This is a genomic window from Neorhizobium alkalisoli (genome assembly GCF_007829835.1).
GTDB lineage: Bacteria > Pseudomonadota > Alphaproteobacteria > Rhizobiales > Rhizobiaceae > Neorhizobium.
Window position 1 is genome coordinate 420048 of sequence record NZ_VIWP01000004.1, and the last position, 21864, is coordinate 441911.

Here is a 21864-nt window from a genome sequence, read left to right on the forward strand (position 1 = left end):
AGCAGCCGTTCAGCCTTTGTGAAGAACTCCCGGCCATTGTTTGGGGCAGTGTACGGGCGATTCGCCCGTTTTGTACGGAGATCCAATGACGCTGCTACAATTCCCGGCCGACCGCCGCACCGCCGACATCAGGAGATGCGCCGAAATCCTCCAAAACATCCATGGCCATGAGGCCAATCGCTTCTGGAGGGCGGAAATGGCGGAATTCGCAAAGGGAATGCGGGCACAGGGGGTTCCGGACGCAGAGATCTCCCATCAGGCCGCTTTGTTCATGCACGCCGTGCAGATGGAGCTTCAGGCCATGTACGCCGAAAACGGCGCCGGCGTCTCCGCAGGCTGATCTGCCTTTCAGAAAAATTCAGGAGGACCAGCCGCGGCGGGCGGCCGGTCCTCCTGTTGCAGCTTTTTTGGCGGAAAGCCGCAACAGGGCGCGGGTTTAAGGATTGAAGCTTGCGTCGTGATGGATGATGGGAAGCTAATGTGTGGGAGGTGCAAGGTCAATTGCGGGCCATTGCGCTTGCCCATGAGAATGACGGCTATAACTTTGGTGCCCTCCAATCCATGTTGCAGGCTACAGCAGGCTTAAGTCTCTGACTGGGTTTGTTCAGTGATTTGTAGTGATGTCGATCGCCGCCAATTCACGCGTGCCTCTTGATACCCAAATTCGATACCAGATATCGTCTGGCCATCTACAGAAATGGCCAACAACAGATGATGTTCTAAGTCTATAGCTCCCAAAAGAGTTGCTGGAGAGTCTCCGGCTTCTCGCGTGATTGTTCCTTCCAAAGCGTTTCCAAAGCGCTTTAGCGCGATGCGAATGTTACGTCTCTCAATCATATTTCGGGAAGGCTTTAGAATGCCGAACCCAATAGATTTAACTTGGTGAGTTACGTGAGTAGAGGCGGAATAGTTCCCATCTTCGTCAGAAATGAGCTGAATTTGCCCAAATTCAGTGTCCCAATAACCATCAATATCAGCACCGATCTGCACGAGAGCAGCTTCGCCGATTGCTGTCCGTTCCTTCCGCTGCTCGAGCGCCCTTTCGCGCGCCGCACTATAGCGCAGCTCTTCGTCCTCTTTTTGTTCGCGAATTTCCGCCGCAATACTACACACACTCTCATGGGGGGATGGCTTTAGGATTGCGCTGTCGGCCCGCTTTCGAGCTTCGATATGAAAGCCCCCAAAAGTTAGTTTTCGCGCGAGGTTACCGTCTGCAATTGTTTCTCCTTTAGACGCTGCAATCTCGAATGCTCCTATGGCTTTACTCTTAAGGCCGAGCCTGTCGTAACTCACGCCGAGGTTGTTCCATGCCATGCCGCTACGTTCTTCAGGGGGGATTGCTTCGTATTGCAGCATAGAAAGCCCATCCTGATCTGCCTCGGAATAGGCATGCGCAGAAGCAAAGCGCGCGTCTATATCGTCGGGTTTCATTGCCGTTATCAGTTCGCCCAGAGCTTTATGGATCTCAGGTAGCTTCGCGGCCTCCACAAGTATGCGAAATGCTTCCATTATTTCAGATTTGTCGCGATGATTTTTAATGGGAAAGCTTATGAGTTTTTCTTTGAAAGTCTTCAGAGCACTCGAATTTTTAACTTTCTTAGCAACCTCAACTCCTCTCTTGGAAATATTAGCGGCGATTTGCGCATCATTTGCTATGTCCACAGCAATAATGAATTCTTGCAAGGCTCCGAGGTCGTCTCCGTAATGTTGTAACGCCTGGGCTAGCGTTTTTCTAATTTCCGCGTTCATTGGGAAAGCCTCTGACTTATCCCTTATGAGAGAAAGGTTGCCTCCTTTTCCCGAAATTATTCTAGCGTATTCACACCTTGTATCCCATTCCGCCAGCTTCTCTTGAGAAGTGTTTAGTGCGGATGTCCTGTACGCATCCTCGATCTCAGAGACACGTTTTTCATTCTCGTGCATCGTTGCGATAAAAAATTCGAATTCGAACTTTTCGTCACTCCATGTCGATTGCGGGGTATGTTGCAGTTCATCGGATCGGTCGAGAGATCTCTCTTCTGCCATGCCTTCTCTTGCTTCAGAGAAATCGCTTCGAGGGAGTCTTCCCGCTTTTACAATGGCGGCCTTGATCTTGGTGCAGGCAGGGCCAAGAGCGGCTTCTGGGTTTAAGAGTTCATCAGGATCAAACGTTTCCGGTGTGAGTCCGCTTAAATCGGATGGCAAATGAAGATCTACACCTCTTGGGCTGACGAGGAAGGTCCGTTTTCTGCCGAGTCGACCTATGAACAGGCCTAGCTCAAAGATGACATTGTCTCTGACTGTTGAATATTCCTTGTTCCGGCTGACCGTAACATCGTCAGGTGCGCAAACAAGGATCGCAAAGTCGGCCTTATCTAAAGCGCTTTCTAAAGACTCAAGGGTGAAATGAGATGGTTCGAAGGTTCCTTGAGTCCATACGACTGGAGCCACATCATATTGCATGGCAGACTGGATATATAAGGCCAAGTTACGGTGTTCAGAGGAAGAGCCGATAAAGACGATTGGTTTAGCCATGAAAAATAATGGACTCGGTTGCGTATTCCCGAAGTTTTCGTTTTACGCTGCCTCGCGTCAAGGTAACCGATTTGAAATTTTATCAAACACGAGGTGAATCAGCACTTCTGAACTAGTCGTAAAGCGCATATCAGCTTGCGAAAGCCACAGCTTTGTCGTCACAACACAATCTGTATTGTATAGTTTACAGGCGGCCAAAATCATATGCCACCGGATGTAAGGAAAAATGGGTATCAGGATGCACTTAAAGGATACGATCCCAATATCAGCATAAATTCATTGAAAAATATGGAAAACTGGTGCCGCTTGCAGGACTCGAACCTGCGACCCCATCATTACGAATGATGTGCTCTACCACCTGAGCTAAAGCGGCTTTTTCAGCGCGCGGCGAAGCCGGGCTGTAGGTGAAGGGGCTGATACAGGCAATGCCCGGTGATTTCAAGACGGATTTCGCAATTGCCGGAGATTTTCTCGAATTGCCGAACAGCACCGATGCGAAGTCTCGCGGCAGGACGCGTCAGAGCGCCAGCCGCTGGCGTGCCGCCGCATATTCTCCATCCAGCCGATCGACCAGTTCCGCGACGGAAGCGATCGACTTGACGGCGCCGATTCCCTGACCTGCCCCCCAGATTTCCTTCCAGGCTTTTGGGCCGGTCGTGGCCGCCTCGAAATCCATTTTCGACGGGTCGGCGACGGGCAGGGCGTCGGGGTCGAGGCCCATGGCTTGGATCGAGCCCTTCAGGTAGTTGCCGTGCACACCGGTAAAATAGTTGGAATAGACGATGTCGGCGGCAGCGGCCTCGACGATCATCTGCTTGTAGCCGTCCGACGCACGCGCTTCCTTCGTGGCGATGAAGGGCGAGCCGATATAGGCCATGTCGGCGCCCATTGCCTGCGCCGCCAGAATGCCGCCACCGGTGGCGATCGCGCCGGCCAGAAGCAGCGGCCCGTCGAACCATTCGCGGATTTCCTGGATCAGGGCGAAAGGCGAAAGCGTGCCGGCATGCCCGCCGGCACCGGCCGCGACTGCGATCAACCCATCGGCGCCCTTGCGAATCGCCGAATTCGCATGCCGGTTGTTGATCACGTCATGCAGCACGATCCCGCCATAAGAATGCACGGCAGCATTAACCTCGGGCACGGCGCCGAGCGAGGAAATGACGATCGGCACCTTGTATTTGACGCAGAGCATCAGGTCGTGCTCCAGCCGCTTGTTGGACGTGTGGACGATCTGGTTGACGGCAAAAGGTGCTGCCGGCCGGTCGGGATGGGCGGCATCGTGGGCGGCCAGATCTTGCGTGATCATTGAGAGCCATTCGTCGAGCTGGCTTTCCGGCCGGGCGTTGAGAGCCGGGAAGGCGCCGACCACGCCGGCCTTGCATTGCGCCAGAGTTAGTTCGGGATGCGAGATGATGAAAAGCGGCGAGGCCACCACGGGCAGGCGCAGTTTCTCCTTCAACACGGCCGGCAACATCTGCAATCCTCCCAAATTGACGTTTACGCGAACGTCAATCGATGTAGCAGATGCTTTTCGCCGCGGAAAGCCGCTTTGCGCTGTTTTCGTTTCATGGCGGGTCAGCCGTATGTGGCAGGCAAATTCGGCTGGAATTTCGTCAGACCGCCCGGAGGATAAGGGCGCCGGCTACGATGACAAGAACCACGGTCCACGGTGGTGTTTTCCAGACTGTCAGGAGAAGGAAGCCGGCGAATGCTAGTGCGAAATCGGCCGGCGTGAGGATCGCACCTGTCCACACGGGATCATAAAGGGCAGCGCCGAGAATGCCGACCACGGCCGCATTGGCGCCCCGCATCGCCGCCTGTGCCGCCGGGTTGCCGCTCAGGCCATTCCAGAAGGGCAGGGCGGCGAGAAGAAGCAGAAAGCCGGGCAGAAAAATGCCGGCAAGTGCAATGGTGGCCCCAAGCATCCCGTTTGGTGCCGGCACCACCGCAGCGCCGAGATAGGCGGAAAATGTGAAGAGAGGCCCGGGCATCGCCTGCGCCAGGCCATAACCGGCGAGGAAAGTGTTTTGTGAAACCCAGCCCGGCTGTACCACCTCCGCCTCCAACAGCGGCAGCACGACGTGTCCGCCACCAAAGACCAGCGCGCCCGAGCGATAGAAGGAATCGAACAGCCGCAATCCTTGCAGATCCAGTGTGGCAGCAAGCAGCGGCAATCCAAAGAGCAGGATGAAAAAGGCAATGAGGCAGCCGAGGCCGAATGATCGGGGCAGGCTGAAGGAGAGGCTTTTTGCCGGTTCGGCAACGGCGCCACGACAAAGTGCAAGGCCCGACAGCCCACCGAGCGCGATGGCAAGAATCTGCCCAAAAGCCCCGCCGAACGTCACAAGGAAAAGTGCGGCAAGCGCGATGCCCGCGCGTGGCCTATCCGGTGTCAGCGTGCGGGCCATGCCCCAGACCGCCTGCGCGACCACCGCGACGGCGCAGAGTTTCAGGCCATGCAGAAGGCCGTCGGCGACCGGGTTGTCGAATGCCGCCGTGCCGCTTGCGAAAAGAAAGAGGAGAAGCGCCGAGGGCAGGGTGAAGGCGCTCCATGCTGCGGCTGCACCGAGCGGGCCTGCGCGCAAAAGCCCGATCGCAAAGCCGACCTGGCTTGAGGCCGGGCCGGGCAAAAACTGGCAGAGCGCGACCAGATCGGCATAGCCTTTCTCGTCGATCCATCTGCGGCGTGTCACGAACTCGTCGCGAAAATAACCGAGATGCGCAATTGGGCCGCCGAACGCGGTCAGGCCGAGTTTCAGGAATGCGCGGAACACCTCGCCCGCCGTGCCTGTCCTTGATCCCGCAACTTGCTCGCCAGCCTCACTGTTCATATCCGCCCTTTCCGGTTCGATCCGCTTCTATTGTCGTTGCAGATGAGGACTTGATGACAGGGTGCATCGCCAAATTCTCTTTTCCGCAGGGAGGCTGGCCGGGTGGTTCGGATTGCCACGCTTTGCCGTGAAAGCGACAGCGACACATCTTTTCCCCAATTTCCGCAAAGGTATGAAGGGTGGCCCCCGCTTGCAGTTCCCTGCCGGAGAGGTTACCGAAAACTTAAAGGACCGGCGTCCGCCTGAAATCGGGGTGTACGGATGCAGGTCTGCATGTGTGAGAGTAACCGGAAGGACCGGCAGTGAGCGGTTTGGAAACGGCGATCAGGAATGCTTTGGACCGCTCGGATAGGGCGGATGGCAAGACGCGGGCGCGAATCTATCAGTCCGCCCGCCAGGCGCTGGAAGCCGGATTGCAGAAACAGGGCGTCTCCGACACGCTGATCATCCTGCAGCAGCGCAAGCGGCTGGAAGAAAAGATCCGCGAGATCGAGACCGAAGAGATCGACCGGCTGACCGCCCAGGTGGCGTCTGCGGGGTCTTACGATGACGACCTTTCCGACGATGACCATGCCGTTGCCGCTGTGCCGGAATTCGAGCCGGTCGTGGAGCCGGAGCGGCGTGCGGCATCCGTCGAGACACCTGTTGTTGCCCCCGCGGTCCCGAGAGGAAGAAGCGAAGAGCCGGAACTGGGTGGAGCAACCCGCCAGGCACCGACGTTTGCCGGCAGCAATGCGAATGCCAATGCAGGCGATCTCGGTGGTCTTGAGAACGAGCGTCTCGGCCAGATGTCCGAAGCGCCCGCGGCACAACCTTCTCGCCTGTCGCGCGCCGAGAGGAAAAAGGCCGAAAAAGCCGGCAAGGCCGACAAGAAGGCCCGTGGCCGTCGTGGCCGCACCGATCTCGACGTCGCGCCCGAGCGCGCCGCCAAGCCGCGCAAGCGGCGCGGTTTTCTCTCGCATCTCATAACTTGGGTCGTCACGCTGATCATCGTTGCGGGCGGTTGCTGGTGGTTCTATTCGTCCGGCATGGTCCAGTCGGTCATTCAGGATGCCGTCGATGCTGCGAACCAGATGGCGCGCAGCCAATCGGGCCAGCCGAATAGCCGGTTCGATCCGCGCGGCGGCTTTTCCGATGAATGGGCCGAGATCTTCAAGCCCGCCGATATTGCCGGCCTGAAACCGGGCCGTCAGGCAAGGGTTGATGCGGTCGATGGATCGGAAGGCCCCGCCGTCCGCATGCTGTCGGCAACACCGACGGCCGATGGCGATATCGCCATCACCGTACCGGCGGATCTGTTGAAGGAAATGGCGGCCAAGACCTCGACCGTCGCAATCACGGTGCAGGCCGGTGCCAATCAGGGCATCCAGTTCTCGGTCAGCTGCGATTTCGGCAGTCTCGGAACCTGCGCCCGCCACCGCTTCACGGCATCGCAGGAAAAGCTCGAAGCCCTGTTCAAGGTCACCTTCGATCGCACCCTGGCGCCGAACGCACCGGGCCGTCTGCTCATCAATGCCGGTATCGATGGCGCCGACAAGCCGGTGCTTCTTTATTCCGTGCGCATCCTGCCCGGCGGCTGATTTTGTTTTTGGCCTGCCGGTTCAAGGGCAGGCCATCCGTCATTTCAAAAATTTCGGGCCGAAACCGAGCACCTTGTCGTCGATCTCGCCGATCGCCTTCTTGTCCTTGCCGTCATAATCGAGCGAAAGCAGGATATGGCGGATGACGTTGAGATGCGCGCGCCGCTTGTCGTTAGATAGAACCACCGTCCAGGGTGACTGTTTCGTATGGGTGTCGCGCAGCATCCGGTCGCGCTTGGCCGTATAATCCGGCCACTTGTTCAGGGCCGCGATATCCATCGGCGACAGCTTCCAGATTTTCAAGGGATCATGCCGCCGGTCGTGAAAGCGCTTGAGCTGCATTTCCTGGCCGATATCCAGCCAGAACTTGAAGAGATGGATGCCGTCATCGGCCACCATTTCCTCGAACTGCGGCGTCGCCTTCATGAAGTCATCATATTGCTTCGGCGTGCAGAACCCCATGACCGGCTCGACGACGGCGCGATTGTACCAGGAGCGGTCGAACAGCACGATCTCGCCCTTGCTCGGAAACTGGCTGACATAACGCTGGAAATACCATTGCCCGGCTTCGGTCTCGCTCGGCTTGGCAAGCGCCACGACGCGCGCCGAGCGCGGATTGATATAGGAGCGGATGGAAAAGATCGTGCCGCCCTTGCCGGCGGCATCGCGTCCTTCGAACAGGGCCATCATCCGCTTGCCGGTCGCCTGCATCCAGAACTGCACCTTGACGAGTTCGATCTGCAGCTTCTCCAGCTGCTTCTCGTATTTGTCCTTGTCCATCTTGTCGTCATAGGGATAACCGCCGGAGGGCAGCGCGCCATCATCCACCCAGTCGGGAAGTTTGGGATCGTCTATGTCGAAAGTCCGCATCTTCTCGCCGACGACGAGCTGCACCGCGCGGCTTGACTGGCTTTGACTTGATTGGCCGCGACTTGACTGATCCATGTTCATTCCTTCCCTGATGCCGGTTCATGTGGCTGTCATATAGGGTGTACGTAACGTCCGGACAGGCTCGACCCGCTTGTGAGTTTCCCACAGGGTCGATGTATATCTGTCATGCAAGCGTTATATGAGCGCAGATTTACGGGGAAGAGGCGGGCCATTGGAAACGCTGCAGCAGGCATTGATACGGATCTGGACGGTTCTCGGCGCGCGCATCCGCCATGAACGAGTGCTTCTCATTCTCCTCACGCTTCTGGCTGTGGTGGCGCTGGTCGCCGGCCTGCAATGGCCGGGTGTCGCGGTCGGCTGGCTGCTTCTGGTCATCGTCGCCGTCTCCCGCACGCCGATGGAGGTTCCGGTCGAGATCGTGGAGCCGGTTGAAATCGAGCAGCCGGTCTTCGATCCGCTTCCCCTGATCGGCGCAACGCTTTCGGCTCTCGAAACACCGGTCTATGTGCTCGGCGAGGATGCCGTCGTGCTTTACCAGAACAAGGCGGCAGAGCGCGTGCTAGGGCCGATGCCGCTGGGCGCGCATCTTTCCGCCCGTCTTCGCTCGCCCGGCATTCTCGATATGGTCCGCGAGACGATCGCGACCGGCCAGCCGAACCAGATCGAACATTCGGAGCGCCTGCCGTCCGAGCGGGTCTTCATCCTGCGCGTATCGCCGGTCGATCTGTCTGATTTCGGCCCGGTCGAGACAAACCTCTACATCCTCTCCTTCAAGGACGTATCCGAACTGCGCAGCATCGACCGCATGCGTTCGGATTTCGTCGCCAATGCCAGCCATGAGCTGAGAACGCCGCTCGCGTCGCTGCGCGGCTTCATCGAAACCATCCTGGGGCCGGCCCGAAACGATCCGAAGGCGCAGGAGCGGTTCCTCGGCATCATGCTCGATCAGACGACGCGCATGAGCCGCCTGGTCGACGACCTTCTCTCCCTGTCGCGGCTGGAACTGAAGTCGCATATCGCGCCAGACCAGGCCGTGGACCTGAAGCCGCTGCTTGGCCATGTCCGGGACTCACTTCTGCCGCTTGCGGAAGATCTCGGCGTCGAGATCCGCATGCATCTGCCGGATGCCGACAAGGTCGAGGTTCTGGGGGATCGTGACGAGCTGGTGCAGGTCTTCGAGAACCTGATCGAAAATGCCTGCAAATACGGACAGGAGGGCAAGCTCGTTGATGTCCACCTGAAGAATGATCCGTCGCAGTCGGTCGAAGTCAGCGTCGTCGATCGCGGCCCGGGCATTCCGGCCGAGCATGTGCCGCGCCTGACCGAGCGTTTCTACCGTGTCAGCGTCGCCGATAGCCGCTCCAAAAAGGGCACTGGTCTTGGGCTTGCGATCGTCAAGCATATCCTCACCCGCCACCGGGCCAGGCTGATCGTGAAGTCGGAACTTGAGAAGGGGACGGAGTTCACCGTCAGGTTCTGACATAAAAAATCGGCATTGCACAGCTGTGCGTATGAATAAATATTAAATTTCAATGACTTAACATGTCACAAATGTTTCATCGAAGTGACATAAAAGATGCGGGCAACGGCGGCTAAGACAATCGGGCGAAGGCTGGGAATACCACACTGGCACCCGCGTCTTAAGAGCGTCATGGCTGAAGGATGGGCATGCGGAACGACAAGTTCTGCCGCTTTTCCTCGCGGTCTGGCGCGCGTCATCGAACTGTTATCCGGCCCTGTTAGGGCGCTCTGATCGGCGCATGGCGTCGATTTCGTTATCCGAAGAGGAGAACCTCAATGAACCAGTTTACCCGCCCGATGGCTTTTGCTTTCGCAATCGCCGCGGCCGCTACCTTTACGACGGTCACCGCCCAGGCTGCTGACATCTCCGGCGCCGGCGCTACCTTCCCGTTCCCGATCTATGCAAAGTGGGCCGACGCCTACAAGAAGGAAACCAACATCGGCCTGAACTATCAGTCGATCGGTTCCGGCGGCGGCATCAAGCAGATCAAGGCAAAGACGGTTACCTTCGGCGCTTCTGACGCTCCCCTGAAGGGCTCGGATCTCGACGAAACCGGCCTTGCTCAGTTCCCGATGGTTATGGGCGGTATCGTTCCGGTCGTAAACCTCGAAGGCATCAAGCCGGGCGAACTGGTTCTGGACGGCAAGACCCTTGCGGACATCTTCCAGGGCAAGATCACCAAGTGGGACGACGCTGCCATCAAGAAGCTGAACCCAGAATCGAAGCTGCCGTCGCAGGCAATCGCCGTTGTTCACCGTTCGGACGGCTCGGGCACCACCTTCAACTTCTCCTACTTCCTCGGCGACGTTTCGGCTGAGTGGAAGGAAAAGGTTGGCGTTGCTCAGGCTCTCGAATGGCCGGTCGGCATTGGCGCCAAGGGCAACGAAGGTGTTGCTGCCAACGTCACGCAGGCTGCCGGTTCGATCGGTTACGTCGAATACGCCTATGCCAAGCAGAACAAGATGATCTTTGCTGACATGATCAACAAGGATGGCAAGAAGGTTGAGCCGTCGGCCAAGACCTTCGCTGCTGCTGCTTCCAACGCTGACTGGAACTCGCAGCCGGGCTACGGCGTCATTCTCGCCAACCAGCCGGGCGCTGAAACCTGGCCGATGACCTCGGCAACCTGGATCCTGGTTTACAAGAAGCCGGAAGACAAGGCTGCTACCGCTGAAGCCCTGAAGTTCTTCGGCTGGGCCTACAAGAACGGTGGCAAGATGGCTGACGAACTCGATTACGTCGCCATGCCGGAATCGGTCGTCAAGAGCGTCGAAGCCATGTGGGCTAAGGACGTCGCTACCAAGTAATGTCCTTGCAAGGGGCGCGTCTGACGCGCCCCTTCTCACCTCAACCGGCCAAATCTCAAGGACTGGAGCATGACCTTGGCAATCGCGGAGCGCGTCGACAGCCGGCGCGAAAAAGTGGTTCGGCACTTTGCGCTGACCGATACGATCTTCCACTGGGCCTGCCGTCTGGCCGCAATCCTGGTCCTTGTCATTCTCGGCGGCGTTTTCGTGTCGCTGGTCAGCGGTTCCTGGGCCGCTCTCGATAAATTCGGTTTTGCCTTCCTGACGACGGCGCGCTGGAGCCCGGTCACCGAGACCTTTGGTGCGCTCGCGCCGATCTATGGTACGCTCATCACCTCGGGCATCGCCATCCTGATCGCCGTTCCGGTCGGTATCGGCATCGCCGTGTTCCTGACCGAACTCTGCCCGCGTCCGCTGCGCCGTCCGATCGCCATCGCGGTCGAACTTCTGGCCGGTATTCCGTCGATCATCTACGGTATCTGGGGCCTGTTCGTCTTCGCTCCGTTCCTGCAGAGAACGCTTCAGCCCTTCCTCATCGATGTCTTCGCCAATGTTCCGGTGCTGAACGCCGTGTTCGCCGGCCCGCCCTACGGCATCGGCATCCTGACCTCGTCGCTCATCCTGGCGATCATGATCCTGCCGTTCATCGCCTCGATCACCAAGGACGTGTTCGACACTGTCCCGGGCGTCCTGAAGGAATCCGCCTACGGCATCGGCTGCACCACCTGGGAAGTCGTTCGCCGCATCGTTATCCCGCATACCCGCGTCGGTATCATGGGTGGCGTCATGCTGGCTCTTGGCCGTGCCCTCGGCGAAACCATGGCCGTTACCTTCGTGATCGGTAACTCCCATCGTCTCACCGCCTCGATCATTGCGCCGGGTACGACGATTTCCGCCACCATCGCCAACGAATTCACCGAGGCGGATGCGGATGTCTACGTCTCCTCGCTGATGTCGCTCGGTCTCATCCTCTTCTTCATCACCTTCCTCATCCTCGCAGCCGCCCGCTACATGCTGCTCCGGATGGGTCGCCAGGCAGGAGCTTGATCCCATGACGACGATCTATTCCCGCCGCAAGGCCACCAACGGGATCATGATGGGTCTCTGTGTCGCCGCTGCCGGCATCGGCCTGGCATGGCTGGCACTGATCCTCGGCGCACTGCTCTACAAGGGCGCCGCTGGCCTTTCCCTCGCGGTCTTCACGGAAATGACGCCGCCTCCGGGCTCGGCAGGCGGTCTCCTGAACGCGATCTACGGTAGCGTGGTCGTCACGATCATCGCCGTCGTCATCGGCACGCCGATCGGCATTCTGGCCGGCACCTACATGGCCGAATACGGACGCTTCAGCAAACTGACGACGATCGTGCGCTTCATCAACGACATTCTCCTGTCGGCGCCGTCGATCATCATCGGTCTGTTCATCTACGAATTGATTGTCCGTCCGATGGGTCACTTCTCGGGTATTGCCGGCTCCGTGGCGCTCGCCATGCTGGTCATCCCGGTTGTCGTCCGCACCACGGAAGACATGCTCAATCTGGTTCCGAACGCACTGCGCGAAGCCGGCACCGCAATCGGCGCACCGCGCTGGATCGTCATTCGCTCGGTCGGTTATCGCGCCGCCCTTTCGGGTATCGTCACAGGCATCCTGCTCGCCGTTGCCCGTATCTCGGGTGAGACTGCTCCGCTCCTGTTCACCGCGCTGAACAACCAGTTCTGGAGCAGCAATCTCAACGCGCCGATCGCCAGCCTGCCGGTCACGATCTTCCAGTTCGCACTCAGCCCCTACCAGGAATGGCAGCAGCTTGCCTGGACGGGTGCGCTCATCATCACCCTCACGGTTCTGTCGCTCAGCATCATCGCCCGCAGCCTCACCGGACGTAAAGAAGGATAATGACCACTATGGTTACCCTGGAAAAAGTTGCTCCGCAGAACGTTTCTGACCGGGCGAAGATCGAGATCAAGAATCTCAACTTCTACTACGGTGAATCCAAGGCCCTGAAGAACATCTCGCTTTCGCTCCCGGAGCGCAGCGTTACCGCCTTCATCGGTCCGTCGGGCTGTGGCAAGTCCACCCTGCTGCGCGTGCTGAACCGCATCTATGAACTCTACCCGAAGCAGCGCGCTGACGGTGAAGTTCTGGTTGACGGCAAGAACATTCTCGACCGCGACCAGGACCTGAACCTGCTGCGCACCAAGGTCGGCATGGTGTTCCAGAAGCCGACGCCGTTCCCGATGTCGATCTACGAAAACATCGCTTTCGGCGTTCGCCTTTATGAACAGGTTTCCAAGAGCGAGATGGACGAGCGCGTTGAAGCCGCTCTGCGCCGCGCCGCCCTCTGGAACGAAGTTAAGGACAAGCTGCATTCCGGTGGCACCAGCCTTTCCGGTGGTCAGCAGCAGCGCCTCTGCATCGCCCGCACCGTCGCCGTCAAGCCGGAGATCATCCTGCTCGACGAACCGGCATCGGCTCTCGACCCGCTCTCGACCGCCAAGATCGAGGAACTGATCGACGAACTGCGCGCCGAATACACGATCGTCATCGTTACCCACAACATGCAGCAGGCTGCCCGCGTCTCGCGCCAGACCGCCTTCATGTATCTCGGTGAACTGGTCGAGTTCGACGAAACGGCAAAGATCTTCACCTCGCCGCGCGAAAAGCGCACGCAGGACTACGTGACCGGTCGCTTCGGCTGATCGGTCTATCATCCCCTCATTAAGAACGCGGTGACGTAAGCACCTGGAAGGAACGAAGATGGCCCAGACCCATATGCTGTCCGCCTATGATGAAGAACTGCAATACCTGACGCGCCGCATTTCCGAAATGGGCGGCCTTGCCGAGCAGATGTGTGGCGATGCCGTCAAGGCGCTCGTCAATTCCGACTCGACGCTGGCCCAGAAGGTCATTTCCGACGACGTCATCCTCGACAATGGCGAGCGCGAGATCCAGGACAAGGCGATCATCACCATTGCCCGCCGCCAGCCTGTCGCAGCCGACCTGCGCGAAATCGTCGGCACGCTGCGTATCGCAGCTGACCTCGAGCGCGTTGGCGACCTTGGCAAGAACACCGCCAAGCGTGTCATCGCCGTGCAGGGCACCGGCGTGCCGCGCAAGCTCGCCCGCGGTCTGGAACACCTTTCCGACCTCGCTCTCGTGCAGCTCAAGGAAGTGCTGGACGTCTATGCCAGCCGTTCGGCCGAAAAGGCGGAAGCCATTCGCCTGCGCGACGAGGAAATCGACGCGATGTACACCTCGCTGTTCCGCGAACTCCTGACCTACATGATGGAAGATCCGCGCAACATCACCACCTGCACGCACCTCCTGTTCTGCGCCAAGAACATCGAGCGTATCGGTGACCACGCGACCAACATCGCCGAGACCATCTATTATATGACCACGGGTGCCCAGCCCGAAGGCGAGCGTCCGAAGGACGACACGTCCAACACGCTTGGCGCTGCCGGCAACTGAGCTGCCGCAAAAGAACGGCATGCCTTCCGAAAGCCGAAAGTGGTTCGGTAGGCATGCATGAAACAAGTAACCGAAGCGCGGCAGGCGATCCCGAAGAGATCGCCATGCGCTTTGGTCAGGACGAGTGACGGAGCAGATTTCTGATGCAGCCGAAGATCGCAGTGGTGGAAGACGAAGAGGCGCTGAGCGTGCTCCTTCGTTACAATCTTGAAGCCGAAGGCTATGAGGTCGAAACGATCCTGCGGGGCGACGAGGCGGAAATCCGGCTTCAGGAACGTACGCCCGATCTCCTGATCCTCGACTGGATGCTGCCCGGCGTTTCCGGCATCGAACTCTGCCGTCGCCTGCGGATGCGCTCCGAGACCGAACGCCTGCCGATCATCATGCTGACGGCGCGTGGCGAGGAAAGCGAACGGGTTCGCGGCCTCGCAACCGGTGCCGACGATTATGTCGTCAAGCCGTTCTCGACGCCCGAGCTGATGGCTCGCGTCAAGGCCATGCTGCGCCGCGCCAAGCCGGAAGTGCTCTCCAGCGTTCTGAAGTGCGGTGATATCGAACTCGATCGCGAGACCCATCGCGTTCACCGCAAGAGCCGCGAAGTCCGCCTCGGACCGACCGAATTCCGTCTCCTGGAATTCCTGATGGCTTCACCCGGCCGCGTCTTTTCGCGCTCGCAGCTTCTGGACGGCGTCTGGGGGCACGACATCTATGTCGACGAGCGCACCGTCGACGTGCATGTCGGCCGCCTGCGCAAGGCCCTCAACTTCTCCAACATGCAGGACGTCATCCGCACCGTCCGCGGCGCCGGTTATTCGATGGAAGCCTGATTGTTCGGAATGGTTTTATGAAAAGCCGGAGATCGGATCGATCTCCGGCTTTTTCATTTGTGCTCAAGCCGTGCGGTTCTGCCATTCCGGCAGCGGGAACAGGCGATCATAAGCCCAGTTGAAAACGAAGGCATAGACCACATAGAAAAGCGCAAAGGCGATATCCATCACCAGCGCTTCGGTCAGGCTGATGCCGAGCTTCCAGGCCATGAACGGCAGGAGGATGACGAGCAGGCCGGCCTCGAACAGGATCGCATGCAGGACGCGGACGATCGGTGTCTTCAACGTTCCGCCTGTCTTCCAGCGCATCAGCCGGTCGAAGCCGAGATTGTAGAGATAGTTCCAGATCGTCGCGATCGTCGCCGAGACGATGCCGACAATACCGATATCGCTAGCGGGTATGTGAAAGGCGAGGGAGCCGAGCGGGATGATGATCAGAAGCCCGATCAGCTCAAAGCCGATGGCGTGACGAATACGGTCGCGTGTCGAGCGCATAAATTACCCCTTGGGTCTGTCCGGGCCGTCCCGGAATGCATACCCAATTTGGGGAGGTCGTCCTCACCGCTTAGATAAGTGGTCAATCTCTGTGCATCAAGAGGAATTTGTAGGCAAATTGGCGAGGATGGACGCTTAGATGCAGACTATCGGCCTTTCTTGATGTCGTTAAGGCTGCGATATTTTGCGATAATATCTGGACGAGATGCGATATTTCGTGCGATCTATATACCGCATGAAGACGATCGTCCTTACAGCTTCGGCCGCTAAAGATTTCGACAGGCTTCCTGCTGATGGGCGAAGGCAGGTGAGCGATGGTCTTGATCAATACGCCATGACCGGCGAGGGCGATGTGAAGGCCCTTTCGGGCCGCGATGGTTACCGCCTGCGCATCGGCCGCTACCGCGTAATCTTCGACGAAGACCGGAATACCATTCTCGCGATCTATATCGGTAAACGCGAGACGACGACCTATAGCCGAGCATGAGGAAAGAGAAATGCTGAGCTTTCAGACGTTACAGATCATCACCTCCCCGAGTGGCGAGGAAATGGTCGTCCTGTCGAAGAAAGAGTTCGACGCGCTTGCCGCACGCGTCGAGGAGTATGACGAAGACGCCGACGATATAGCCGTTTACGATGCTCGCAAGGCGGAGTTGGAAAATCAGGGTGATGCGGGGTTGATGCCGTTAGAGGTGTCACAGGCGATCTTGAAGGGAGATAGCCGGCTGCGGGCGATCCGAAAATATCGCGGATTAAGCCAGGTTGATCTGGCAACTGCCAGCCGGACTGCCCAGGGGCACATTTCTGATATCGAAAAAAGCCGCCGAAGCCTGACAGACGCGACAGCCGAACGTCTCGCAGCCGCAATGGATGTGCCCGCGGGATGGCTGAAAGGCTGATATCGACAGCTATTCAAAAATTGGAAGGCAAAGAAAAAGCCGCCGGCGGATGCGCTGGCGGCTTTCGATCTTGTCCTCGTGATGTCCGCAGCGATCAGGCGCGTGCGGCAGCAGCCTTGCGGCGATCATGCGCCGGCTGGTAGGCGAGGCGTGCGTGATAGCTGCAATAGGGCGAAGAATCCTGGGATTCGCAGCCGCAGAAGTGGAAATCGTCCGTCAGCGGATCGCCGACCGGCCATTTGCAGGTGCGCTCGGTCAGGTCCGTCAGCGAAAGGCGGCGCGCGATCGGCACGACGACGTTGGAGGCCGGGCGATACGTGGTCTCCTGGACGGCATCGATTTCGATGTCTTCCTGGAGGGCGGTTGCGCCGAGGCTGCGGGTGACGGGACGCGGTGCGACGCGTGCCTGGAAAGTCTGGGGGCGAGGAGCAGCGGCTGCCGCGCGCTTGGCAGCGGGCCGTCCGGTTGCCACCGTGCCGCCGGATTTCGCTCGGCCCGGCAGGTCGAGGCGGTGCACCTTGCCAATCACGGCATTGCGGCTCACGCCTCCAAGTTGCGCTGCGATCTGACTGGCGCTAAGGCCTTCGGACCACAATTTCTTCAGTCTTTCGACCCGCTCGTCAGTCCAGTTCATGCCCGTTCTCCGCCTTTGAACGTTGCAGGCATGCAGAATCCGTCAACCTTTGCGGCGAAATAAATCCGCCGCACCCACTATATCTATGCTTTAGGTGACTAGTTCCGCCGCATGCGTTCTAGTAATTGAACATTAACCTAGTGTGAGGCTGACTCGGTGGCAAGAGTCGGCGGAATCACCTTGAATCGATTTCTCGGTTTTCCCCAACTTGCTACCCGGCAGAGTCATATTTGTCACAGCCGCCGTCCGCCCCCGCGAAAGCCTTGCAACCACTCGTAAATGCCCAAGTTTTATTGACATTAGGGCCCTAAACCATAATAGTGCCCCCGGCCGCCCAGTGGGCGGCATTTTTGATTTTTCGGCCGGCAATCCAGCACTTTTGAGCGTGGATCTGCCGAGTGTTTCTAGGAGTGATGTCGCCATGGCTGAAGCCGCCCTTTACGACACCTTTGCCCGGGTCCCCCTGCGCTTCGAGCGCGGCGAGGGCGTATGGCTCGTGACGGAAGGCGGCGAGCGATATCTGGATTTCGGCGCCGGCATCGCCGTCAACTCGCTCGGCCATTCCCATCCGCATCTCGTCGAGGCGCTGACCGAGCAGGCGAACAAGGTCTGGCACACGTCGAACCTGTACGAGGTTCCGGGCCAGGAAAGACTGTCGCGCCGGCTGGTCGACAATTCCTTCGCGGACAAGGTGTTCTTCACCAATTCTGGTGCCGAGGCGCTGGAATGCGCCATCAAGACTGCTCGTCGCTACCAGTATGTGAAGGGCCATCCGGAAAAATTCCATATCGTCACCTTCGAAGGCGCCTTCCATGGCCGCACGCTGGCAACGATCGCCGCCGGCGGCCAGGCGAAATATCTCGAAGGTTTCGGCCCCAAGGTCGAAGGTTTCGATCAGGTGCCTTTCGGTGATCTCGAAGCCCTGAAGGCTGCCGTCACGGAAAAGACCGCCGCGATCCTGATCGAGCCGATCCAGGGCGAGGGCGGTATTCGTCCCGTGCCGAAGGAGTTTCTGGCTGCGCTGCGCGATATCTGCGACCAGAACGGCCTTCTGCTGATCTTCGACGAAGTCCAGTGCGGCGTCGGCCGTACGGGAAAAATGTTTGCCTATGAATGGACCGGCGTGGCGCCGGATATCATGGCACTTGCCAAGGGCATCGGTGGCGGTTTCCCGCTCGGTGCGTGCCTTGCAACGGCAGAAGCCGCCTCGGGCATGACGGCCGGCGTGCATGGCACGACCTATGGCGGCAACCCGCTCGCCATGGCGGTCGGCAATGCGGTTCTGGATGTCATGCTGGCTGAAGGTTTCCTCGAAAACGTCCGTGACGTTTCGCTGGTCTTCCGCCAGGGCCTGGCAAGCCTCAAGGACCGTTTCCCTGATGTCATCGAAGAAATCCGCGGCGAAGGCCTGCTGCTCGGCATCAAGGCCAAGCTGCTGGCCGGCGAACTCGTCGGCGCCATGCGCGATGAAAAAATGCTGGCCGTGCCGGCGGGCGACAATGTCGTGCGTTTGCTGCCGCCGCTGACGATTACAGCGCAGGAAGCCCGCGAAGGCCTTTCGCGCATCGAAAAGGCGGCCGAAAAACTGGCCGCCGCCGAATTGAAGAAATCCGCTTAAAGGGGTGATTAGAGGGAAGCCATTGGTGGTTCCCTCGTCATAAGGGACCAGGACATGGCAGCACCGAAACATTTTCTCGATCTCTCGACAGTGTCCTCGACGGACCTGCGCACGATCCTGGAAGACGCCAAGGTGCGAAAGCAGGCCAACAAGGCCGGCACCGAGGCAAAGCCTCTGGCCGGCAAGATGCTGGCGATGATCTTCGAAAAGCCCTCGACCCGTACCCGCGTCTCCTTCGATGTCGGCATGCGCCAGCTCGGCGGCGAAACGCTGTTCCTCTCGGGCACCGAAATGCAGCTGGGCCGCGCCGAAACGATCGGTGATACGGCAAAGGTCCTCTCGCGTTACGTCGATGCGATCATGATCCGCACCACCGATCATACGCGCCTGATGGAACTGGCCGAACATGCCACCGTGCCGGTCATCAATGCGCTGACCGACGACACGCATCCGTGCCAGATCATGGCCGATATCATGACCTTCGAGGAACATCGCGGTCCGGTAAAGGGCAAGACCATCGCCTGGACCGGCGACGGCAACAATGTCCTGCATTCCTTCGTCGAAGGTGCCGCCCGTTTCGGCTACAAGATGAACATGGCCGTGCCCATGGGCTCCGAGCCGCATGACAAGTTCCTGAACTGGGCCCGCAACAATGGCGGCGAGATCGCGCTCTATCATGATGCCGAACGCGCCGTGGCCGATGTCGATCTCGTCGTCACCGACACCTGGGTGTCGATGAACCAGGAACACAAGGCGCGCGGCCACAACATCTTCCAGCCCTATCAGGTCAACAAGGCGCTGATGCAGCTGGCCGACAAGGACGCGCTTTTCATGCACTGCCTGCCGGCCCATCGCGGCGAGGAAGTGACCAACGAGATCATCGACGGTCCGCAGTCGGTCGTGTTCGACGAGGCGGAAAACCGCCTTCACGCGCAAAAGTCCATCCTTGCATGGTGCTTCGGCGTCGTCTGAGCGCCTGACAGCCCTTTGCGACCGGGACTGACGTCTTGAATTGCCGTCGGGATGCCCCCATCTGACGGCTTTCAAAACATGCGCTGCCGAAAGATGGCGGCGCCTCAACACAAGATTGTCGAGCATCTATCCTCCGGCCAGCGGTTCCGCTCGGGCCGGCGCTTGTGTAAAAGGCGTGGGTATGCGGCATGAAGGAGTGGAATGATGGCTGAAGCAACTGTTGAACTGAACGATCTCGACTTTGCCGGTGACGACCGTGTCGTGCCCTTCCAGGTGGATGGGCTCGATGTGCGCGGCCGCGCCGTCCAGCTCGGCCCGCTTCTTAATGCCATCCTCGGCCGTCACGATTATCCGGCGCCGGTCGCCCGGCTGCTGGCCGAAGCGATCGTGCTGACGGCGCTGCTCGGTTCGTCGCTCAAGTTCGAGGGAAAATTCACCATGCAGACCAAGGGCAATGGCCCGGTCGATCTGCTGGTTGCGGATTTTTCGACGCCGGACTCCCTGCGAGCCTATGCCCGGTTTGATGAAGAGGCGCTGGCGGCTGCAGTGACGGAGGGTCGTATCTCGCCGCCAGAATTGCTCGGCGAAGGCATCCTTGCTTTCACCATCGATCAGGGCCGTGGCATGCAGCCCTATCAGGGCATCGTGCCGCTCGATGGCTCTTCGCTGGAAGAGATCGCCGGCGTCTATTTTCGCCAGTCGGAACAGATCCCGACGAGGGTGCGCCTCGGTGTCGCCGAACTGTTCGATCGTGATGAAGACGGCAAGCCGCGCCATAACTGGCGGGCGGGTGGTCTCGTCGCGCAGTTCCTGCCGGAAGCGCCGGAGCGGATGCGCCATCCGGACCTGCATGGAGGCGATGGCGACGAACGCGATTTTGACCAGGCCGAAGACGACAGCTGGACCGAAGTCAGAAGCCTTGTCGAAACGATCGACACGGACGAGTTGACCGATCCGCAGGTGGCGATCGAACGGCTGCTCTATCGCCTGTTCCACGAGCGCGGCGTGCGCGTTTACGAGCCGCAGGGCGTCTATGATCGCTGCAGCTGTTCGCGCGACAAGCTCAAGGGCGTGCTTCAGGGGTTCAGCGCAGAAGAGATCGAGGCCAGCCAGGAAGACGGCCAGATCGCCGTCACCTGCGAATTCTGCTCGACGACCTACCGCTTCGAGACGGCCGAATTCGCGGCGGCCTGAACCAAGTCTCGATTGATAAACTCAGATCAGGCTGCAACTGGATTTCAGTTGCAGCCTGATCTATATTGTGGCTTGAGGGCAAGCCATGGTGGCGAACGAAAAGCTTATTGCTGAATTCAGAACCTGCCGTGGGCCTTTTCCCTATCGGGATCTGGTCAGGATGCTTGTGTCTCTCGGTTACGACGAAGCGAGTACAGGCGGCGGCAGCCGAAGGCGTTTTGTCCATCGGAAGACTGGCCATGTCATCAGGCTTCACGAGCCTCACCCTGGTAACGAGGTGAAGCCTTACATGGTGCGCCAGATCAGGGACGTGCTGATCGAATTGAGGCTGATATGAAGACTTTGAGCTATAATGGATATCAGGCTGCCGTCGAGTTCGAGGACGGACAGCTTTTCGTGCGCGTCCTGCATATTCAGGATCTGCTTGTCGGCGAATGTGATGCGGCGTCCGAGGCTCAGAAAATTTTCGAAGGTCTGATCGACGCCTATCTCGAAGATTGCCTCGAGCTCGGAAAAGAACCCGACAAGCCTTTCAAGGGGACGTTCAACATCCGCGTTGCGCCGGAGCTTCACCGACAGGCTGCCATGCTCGCAGCGGAGCAGGGGGTAACACTGAACAAATGGGTATCTACTGCCTTAGAGGAGAAGCTTCAGGCGGTTCAACACACCTTGGCGTCTTGAACCGCCGACAGGTTTGCATTCAGTTCAGGATTCGGGTCAGTCCCGGTGAATCCAGAGAGAAAGCGGGGATGTCTACCTTGAACATCTCGCCTTCTTCCGTCTGCATGTCGTAATGGCCGAACATCACGCCGGACGGCGTGTCGAGCGGGCAGCCGGAAGAATATTCATAAGTATCGCCGGGTTGCAGGCGCGGCTGTTCGCCGACGACGCCAGGACCATCGACTTCGTCCACCAGACCGTTTTCGTCGGTAATATTCCAGTAGCGATGCACCAGACGCACCGTATGGACCGAATGGTTTTCGATCACGATGCGATAGCCCCATACGTAGCGGCTATCCTCGGGGGCGGACTGCTCCTCAAGGTAATACGGCTCTACGGAAACTTCGATATCTTTTGTCCGGGCCCGGTACATTGGCGCCTCTACCATCCTCAT

23 protein-coding genes and 1 tRNA gene are annotated in these 21864 nt (G+C 58.9%); 16 read left to right on the forward strand and 8 right to left on the reverse strand.

Annotated elements, in window-relative coordinates:
* Window positions 1–85: 85 nt before the first annotated feature.
* Entirely contained in the window at window positions 86–340 is a 255-nt protein-coding gene (locus FHW37_RS17810) for a DUF6074 family protein (protein ID WP_145638775.1), read from the forward strand.
* 242 nt (window positions 341–582) lie between these two features.
* On the opposite strand, the gene FHW37_RS17815 is transcribed toward FHW37_RS17810, so the two are convergent.
* The 4 genes from FHW37_RS17815 to chrA form a co-directional block, all read right to left on the reverse strand.
* Window positions 583–2514, reverse strand: a complete 1932-nt coding sequence (locus tag FHW37_RS17815) for a TIR domain-containing protein (RefSeq protein WP_145638776.1) — start codon at window positions 2512–2514, stop codon at window positions 583–585.
* Between the two features lie 297 nt (window positions 2515–2811).
* Window positions 2812–2887 (reverse strand) — tRNA-Thr (locus FHW37_RS17820).
* 144 nt (window positions 2888–3031) lie between these two features.
* On the reverse strand, window positions 3032–3988 hold the full coding sequence (locus FHW37_RS17825) for an NAD(P)H-dependent flavin oxidoreductase (protein WP_145638778.1): 957 nt from the start codon (window positions 3986–3988) through the stop codon (window positions 3032–3034).
* A 139-nt stretch (window positions 3989–4127) separates the two neighbouring features.
* Complete coding sequence (chrA, locus tag FHW37_RS17830; RefSeq protein WP_145638779.1) at window positions 4128–5345, reverse strand: chromate efflux transporter; 1218 nt, start codon at window positions 5343–5345, stop codon at window positions 4128–4130.
* A gap of 302 nt (window positions 5346–5647) precedes the next feature.
* Here chrA and FHW37_RS17835 point away from each other — a divergent pair, with 302 nt between their 5' ends.
* Complete coding sequence (locus tag FHW37_RS17835) at window positions 5648–6925, forward strand: biotin transporter BioY (protein WP_145638781.1); 1278 nt, start codon at window positions 5648–5650, stop codon at window positions 6923–6925.
* Window positions 6926–6964: 39 nt separating this feature from the next.
* Here the strand turns inward: FHW37_RS17835 and ppk2 are convergent, their stop codons facing one another.
* Window positions 6965–7870 carry a polyphosphate kinase 2 gene (ppk2, locus tag FHW37_RS17840; RefSeq protein WP_432442868.1) on the reverse strand — a complete coding sequence of 302 codons (906 nt, stop codon included), beginning with the start codon at window positions 7868–7870 and terminating at the stop codon, window positions 6965–6967.
* Window positions 7871–8027: 157 nt separating this feature from the next.
* On the opposite strand from ppk2, the gene phoR reads away from it, so the two are divergent.
* The 7 genes from phoR (at window position 8028) to phoB (ending at window position 14938) form a co-directional block, all read left to right on the forward strand.
* Window positions 8028–9296, forward strand: coding sequence for a phosphate regulon sensor histidine kinase PhoR (phoR, locus tag FHW37_RS17845; protein ID WP_432442869.1), 1269 nt, complete (start codon window positions 8028–8030; stop codon window positions 9294–9296).
* A 338-nt stretch (window positions 9297–9634) separates the two neighbouring features.
* Window positions 9635–10645 (forward strand): phosphate ABC transporter substrate-binding protein PstS, encoded by a 1011-nt coding sequence (gene pstS / locus FHW37_RS17850; RefSeq protein ID WP_246690827.1) that lies wholly within the window; start codon window positions 9635–9637, stop codon window positions 10643–10645.
* 69 nt (window positions 10646–10714) lie between these two features.
* A complete protein-coding gene (pstC, locus tag FHW37_RS17855) occupies window positions 10715–11692 on the forward strand; it encodes a phosphate ABC transporter permease subunit PstC (protein WP_145638790.1) in 978 nt (325 codons plus the stop codon).
* 4 nt (window positions 11693–11696) lie between these two features.
* Window positions 11697–12536 carry a phosphate ABC transporter permease PstA gene (pstA, locus tag FHW37_RS17860; RefSeq protein ID WP_145638792.1) on the forward strand — a complete coding sequence of 280 codons (840 nt, stop codon included), beginning with the start codon at window positions 11697–11699 and terminating at the stop codon, window positions 12534–12536.
* Window positions 12536–13339, forward strand: a complete 804-nt coding sequence (pstB, locus tag FHW37_RS17865; protein ID WP_145638794.1) for a phosphate ABC transporter ATP-binding protein PstB — start codon at window positions 12536–12538, stop codon at window positions 13337–13339. Before pstA ends, pstB begins: the two co-directional genes overlap by 1 nt.
* A gap of 58 nt (window positions 13340–13397) precedes the next feature.
* Entirely contained in the window at window positions 13398–14111 is a 714-nt protein-coding gene (gene phoU, locus FHW37_RS17870) for a phosphate signaling complex protein PhoU (protein ID WP_145638796.1), read from the forward strand.
* A 143-nt stretch (window positions 14112–14254) separates the two neighbouring features.
* Entirely contained in the window at window positions 14255–14938 is a 684-nt protein-coding gene (gene phoB / locus FHW37_RS17875; RefSeq protein ID WP_145638798.1) for a phosphate regulon transcriptional regulator PhoB, read from the forward strand.
* 63 nt (window positions 14939–15001) lie between these two features.
* Here phoB and FHW37_RS17880 read toward each other — a convergent pair whose 3' ends face one another.
* Window positions 15002–15433, reverse strand: coding sequence for a PACE efflux transporter (locus FHW37_RS17880; protein WP_145638801.1), 432 nt, complete (start codon window positions 15431–15433; stop codon window positions 15002–15004).
* 235 nt (window positions 15434–15668) lie between these two features.
* Between FHW37_RS17880 and FHW37_RS17885 the strand changes: the two genes are divergently transcribed.
* A complete protein-coding gene (locus FHW37_RS17885; protein WP_145638802.1) occupies window positions 15669–15920 on the forward strand; it encodes a type II toxin-antitoxin system RelE family toxin in 252 nt (83 codons plus the stop codon).
* Between the two features lie 10 nt (window positions 15921–15930).
* Window positions 15931–16332, forward strand: a complete 402-nt coding sequence (locus tag FHW37_RS17890) for a helix-turn-helix domain-containing protein (protein ID WP_145638804.1) — start codon at window positions 15931–15933, stop codon at window positions 16330–16332.
* Between the two features lie 94 nt (window positions 16333–16426).
* On the opposite strand, the gene FHW37_RS17895 is transcribed toward FHW37_RS17890, so the two are convergent.
* Complete coding sequence (locus tag FHW37_RS17895) at window positions 16427–16966, reverse strand: GcrA family cell cycle regulator (protein ID WP_145638807.1); 540 nt, start codon at window positions 16964–16966, stop codon at window positions 16427–16429.
* Between the two features lie 421 nt (window positions 16967–17387).
* Here FHW37_RS17895 and FHW37_RS17900 point away from each other — a divergent pair, with 421 nt between their 5' ends.
* From FHW37_RS17900 to FHW37_RS17920, 5 genes are all read left to right on the forward strand, one after another.
* Entirely contained in the window at window positions 17388–18584 is a 1197-nt protein-coding gene (locus FHW37_RS17900; RefSeq protein WP_145638809.1) for an aspartate aminotransferase family protein, read from the forward strand.
* 54 nt (window positions 18585–18638) lie between these two features.
* Complete coding sequence (argF, locus tag FHW37_RS17905; protein ID WP_145638811.1) at window positions 18639–19556, forward strand: ornithine carbamoyltransferase; 918 nt, start codon at window positions 18639–18641, stop codon at window positions 19554–19556.
* 204 nt (window positions 19557–19760) lie between these two features.
* A complete protein-coding gene (locus tag FHW37_RS17910; RefSeq protein ID WP_145638813.1) occupies window positions 19761–20750 on the forward strand; it encodes an Hsp33 family molecular chaperone in 990 nt (329 codons plus the stop codon).
* Between the two features lie 85 nt (window positions 20751–20835).
* Complete coding sequence (locus FHW37_RS34655) at window positions 20836–21087, forward strand: type II toxin-antitoxin system HicA family toxin (protein ID WP_145638815.1); 252 nt, start codon at window positions 20836–20838, stop codon at window positions 21085–21087.
* Complete coding sequence (locus tag FHW37_RS17920; protein ID WP_145638817.1) at window positions 21084–21431, forward strand: type II toxin-antitoxin system HicB family antitoxin; 348 nt, start codon at window positions 21084–21086, stop codon at window positions 21429–21431. Before FHW37_RS34655 ends, FHW37_RS17920 begins: the two co-directional genes overlap by 4 nt.
* 19 nt (window positions 21432–21450) lie before the next feature.
* Here the strand turns inward: FHW37_RS17920 and apaG are convergent, their stop codons facing one another.
* Window positions 21451–21843, reverse strand: coding sequence for a Co2+/Mg2+ efflux protein ApaG (gene apaG, locus FHW37_RS17925; RefSeq protein ID WP_145639318.1), 393 nt, complete (start codon window positions 21841–21843; stop codon window positions 21451–21453).
* Between the last annotated feature and the right edge of the window lie 21 nt (window positions 21844–21864).

What these genes read in the sequence shown, in the direction of transcription:
- FHW37_RS17810 (WP_145638775.1), top strand. Translation starts at nt 86, where the DNA reads ATGACGCTGCTACAATTCCCGGCCGACCGCCGCACCGCCGACATCAGG.
- FHW37_RS17815 (WP_145638776.1), bottom strand. Translation starts at nt 2,514, where the DNA reads ATGGCTAAACCAATCGTCTTTATCGGCTCTTCCTCTGAACACCGTAAC.
- FHW37_RS17825 (WP_145638778.1), bottom strand. Translation starts at nt 3,988, where the DNA reads ATGTTGCCGGCCGTGTTGAAGGAGAAACTGCGCCTGCCCGTGGTGGCC.
- chrA (WP_145638779.1), bottom strand. Translation starts at nt 5,345, where the DNA reads ATGAACAGTGAGGCTGGCGAGCAAGTTGCGGGATCAAGGACAGGCACG.
- ppk2 (WP_432442868.1), bottom strand. Translation starts at nt 7,870, where the DNA reads ATGGATCAGTCAAGTCGCGGCCAATCAAGTCAAAGCCAGTCAAGCCGC.
- pstS (WP_246690827.1), top strand. Translation starts at nt 9,635, where the DNA reads ATGGCTTTTGCTTTCGCAATCGCCGCGGCCGCTACCTTTACGACGGTC.
- pstC (WP_145638790.1), top strand. Translation starts at nt 10,715, where the DNA reads ATGACCTTGGCAATCGCGGAGCGCGTCGACAGCCGGCGCGAAAAAGTG.
- pstA (WP_145638792.1), top strand. Translation starts at nt 11,697, where the DNA reads ATGACGACGATCTATTCCCGCCGCAAGGCCACCAACGGGATCATGATG.
- pstB (WP_145638794.1), top strand. Translation starts at nt 12,536, where the DNA reads ATGACCACTATGGTTACCCTGGAAAAAGTTGCTCCGCAGAACGTTTCT.
- phoU (WP_145638796.1), top strand. Translation starts at nt 13,398, where the DNA reads ATGGCCCAGACCCATATGCTGTCCGCCTATGATGAAGAACTGCAATAC.
- phoB (WP_145638798.1), top strand. Translation starts at nt 14,255, where the DNA reads ATGCAGCCGAAGATCGCAGTGGTGGAAGACGAAGAGGCGCTGAGCGTG.
- FHW37_RS17880 (WP_145638801.1), bottom strand. Translation starts at nt 15,433, where the DNA reads ATGCGCTCGACACGCGACCGTATTCGTCACGCCATCGGCTTTGAGCTG.
- FHW37_RS17885 (WP_145638802.1), top strand. Translation starts at nt 15,669, where the DNA reads ATGAAGACGATCGTCCTTACAGCTTCGGCCGCTAAAGATTTCGACAGG.
- FHW37_RS17890 (WP_145638804.1), top strand. Translation starts at nt 15,931, where the DNA reads ATGCTGAGCTTTCAGACGTTACAGATCATCACCTCCCCGAGTGGCGAG.
- FHW37_RS17895 (WP_145638807.1), bottom strand. Translation starts at nt 16,966, where the DNA reads ATGAACTGGACTGACGAGCGGGTCGAAAGACTGAAGAAATTGTGGTCC.
- FHW37_RS17900 (WP_145638809.1), top strand. Translation starts at nt 17,388, where the DNA reads ATGGCTGAAGCCGCCCTTTACGACACCTTTGCCCGGGTCCCCCTGCGC.
- argF (WP_145638811.1), top strand. Translation starts at nt 18,639, where the DNA reads ATGGCAGCACCGAAACATTTTCTCGATCTCTCGACAGTGTCCTCGACG.
- FHW37_RS17910 (WP_145638813.1), top strand. Translation starts at nt 19,761, where the DNA reads ATGGCTGAAGCAACTGTTGAACTGAACGATCTCGACTTTGCCGGTGAC.
- FHW37_RS34655 (WP_145638815.1), top strand. Translation starts at nt 20,836, where the DNA reads ATGGTGGCGAACGAAAAGCTTATTGCTGAATTCAGAACCTGCCGTGGG.
- FHW37_RS17920 (WP_145638817.1), top strand. Translation starts at nt 21,084, where the DNA reads ATGAAGACTTTGAGCTATAATGGATATCAGGCTGCCGTCGAGTTCGAG.
- apaG (WP_145639318.1), bottom strand. Translation starts at nt 21,843, where the DNA reads ATGTACCGGGCCCGGACAAAAGATATCGAAGTTTCCGTAGAGCCGTAT.